Source organism: Candidatus Poribacteria bacterium (assembly GCA_016866785.1).
GTDB lineage: Bacteria > Poribacteria > WGA-4E.
The window spans coordinates 1-2,506 of the sequence record VGLH01000251.1; the positions used below are offsets into that span (position 1 = coordinate 1).

The following is a 2,506-nucleotide window of genomic DNA, read 5'->3' on the forward strand; positions in this document are numbered from 1 at the left end:
GCCTTCGCCAGCAAGGGGAAGCGGTCACGCCCGCCGCGCACGATTCTCTCTTCCGTGTCCGCCAAGCGAATCACTTCGGTGTCAAAGACGCTCGACCTGAAGTCCCACTTCATTCGGTTCATCTCCTGAAACCCGATCTCGACCACCAGTGCGTCCGCACCACCGGTCAGACGCCTTCTTTGAGCCCTTCGTCGCCGCCAAGTCTTGCGCCGCCAGCCTCGGAAGCGCCCCGCATCCCGCGTCCCAGCGCGATCTTGCCCGTACGAGCGACCTCTATGAGCCCGTAGGGGCGCAGCATGTTGATCAGCGCCGTGATCTTCCCCTCATCGCCCGTCGTCTCTATCGTCAGCGACTTCGGCGCGATATCGACGATGCGGGCTCGGAATATCTCGGCGACCTGTAGGATCTCGCTGCGGACCAGTCCTTCGGCGGCAACCTTGATCAGCACGAGCTCTCGCTCGACGTGGGGTTCCTCGGTCAGGTCATTCACGCGGATCACATCGACCAGCTTATTGAGCTGCTTCACGGTCTGGTCGATGACGCGCTCATCGCCGTGGGTGACGAGAGTCATCCGCGAGAACTGCGGGTCCGGCGTCTCCGCGACGCACAGGCTGTCGATGTTGAAGCCCTTGCCACTGAAGAGTCCTGCGACTCGCGCCAATACGCCGAACTGGTTCTGCACGAGCACTGTGATGATGTGTCGATCACCGTTCATGCGATACCCCCCACCATCTCGTCGAGCGCCGCCCCGGGCGGAACCATCGGGTACACGTTCTCGGTCGGATCGACGCGAACGTCAAGCACGACAGGTCCGTCGTGGGCGAACGCCTCTTCGAGTTGCGAGCGCAGCAGCGCCGGATCAGTGACTGTCATCCCCTTCACGCCGAACGCCTCGGCAACCGCCGCGAAGTCCGGGTTGTCGCTGAGGTCGGACGCGGCGTATCGCTGGTCGTACATGAGCTCCTGCCACTGGCGCACCATGCCCAGCCAGTAGTTGTTCAGGATGACGACCTTGACAGGCAGCCTCTCCGTCTTCAGGGTGATCAGCTCCTGAATGTTCATGATGATGCTGCCGTCACCGGAGATGCACACGACCAGGTCCTCTGGGGCGGCGACTTGAGCGCCCAGAGCCGCCGGCATCCCGAATCCCATCGTACCCAAACCGCCGGAGTTCAGCCACCGGCGCGGACGCATGTGTTGGTAGTGCTGCGCCGCCCACATCTGGTGCTGACCGACGTCGCTCGTGAGGACCGCTTCCCCCTTGGTGAGCTCCCATACGGTCTCGATGACCGCCTGGGGCATGATGACGCCGTCCTTCTGCGTGAAGCGGAAGGGGTACTTCTCCTTCCAAAGATTGCACTGATGACGCCAAGCGTCGATCTCGGTGCGATCCACGAGCTTCGTCAGTCCCGGGATGACGCGCTTCGCGTCGCCCACGATCGGCACGTCCACCTTGACGTTCTTGCTGATCGCTGCCGGATCGACGTCCACATGAATGATCTTCGCGTGTGGCGCGAACTTCGCCAGGTTCCCCGTGACACGGTCGTCGAAACGCACCCCGAGCGCGATGAGGAGGTCCGATTCCTGGATCGCGTAGTTCGCCGCGCGGGATCCGTGCATTCCCGGCATCTTCAGCGACAGCGGGTCGGTCTCCGGGAACACGCCCAGCCCCATCAGCGTCACGGTGATCGGGATCTGCGTCTTCCATGCGAATTCTCGGAGCTCTTCCGATGCGTCTCCGAGCGCGATACCGCCTCCGGCGTAGATCACCGGACGCTCTGCCGACATGATCATCTCGGCGGCGCGTCGGATCTGCCTCGGATGACCGGCCAGCGTCGGCTTGTAGCCGGGGATGTCGAGGTCGCTCGCCAGCTTGAACGGCACTTCGTTGACCTGGACGTCCTTGGGAATGTCGATGACGACGGGCCCGGGCCTCCCGCTCGCGGCGATGTGGAACGCCTCATGGACGACGCGCGCGATGTCCTCTGCCCGCGTGATCAGGTAGCTGTGCTTGACGATCGGTCGCGTGACGCCGATGAAGTCCGTCTCCTGGAACGCGTCGTTGCCGATCATCGCCGTCGGCACTTGCCCTGAGATGACGACCAGCGGCGCGGAGTCCATGTACGCGGTGGCGATGGGCGTCACCGTATTCGTCGCTCCGGGACCCGACGTGACCAGCGCGACGCCCGGCTTGCCCGTCATCCTGCCGTACGCGTCGGCGGCGTGGGCAGCACCGGCTTCATGACGCGTCATGACGAGACGGATACCGTCGTCGGGATGAGCCTGGTTGTACTGGTACAGCGCGTCGAAGATGTGAAGCGAAGCCCCTCCGGAGTAGCCGAAGATCACTTCGACTCCGTCGTGCTTCAGTGCCTCGACCAGGATCTTGGCGCCTTTCAGCTTCATCGCTGCGTCTCCTTCGTGGGATGCGTGATGCGCGACCGACCCTCAATGCCTCCGACGAGGGGCAACAGAAACGCCCCTCTCGCTTGGAGACGAGAAGGGC

2 protein-coding genes are annotated in these 2,506 nt (G+C 63.5%); both read right to left on the reverse strand.

Annotated features, from left to right (window positions below):
* Positions 1–166 precede the first annotated feature (166 nt).
* Positions 167–715 carry an acetolactate synthase small subunit gene (ilvN, locus tag FJZ36_18950; protein ID MBM3216978.1) on the reverse strand — a complete coding sequence of 183 codons (549 nt, stop codon included), beginning with the start codon at positions 713–715 and terminating at the stop codon, positions 167–169.
* Entirely contained in the window at positions 712–2,406 is a 1,695-nt protein-coding gene (gene ilvB / locus FJZ36_18955; protein MBM3216979.1) for a biosynthetic-type acetolactate synthase large subunit, read from the reverse strand. Before ilvB ends, ilvN begins: the two co-directional genes overlap by 4 nt.
* Positions 2,407–2,506 lie beyond the last annotated feature (100 nt).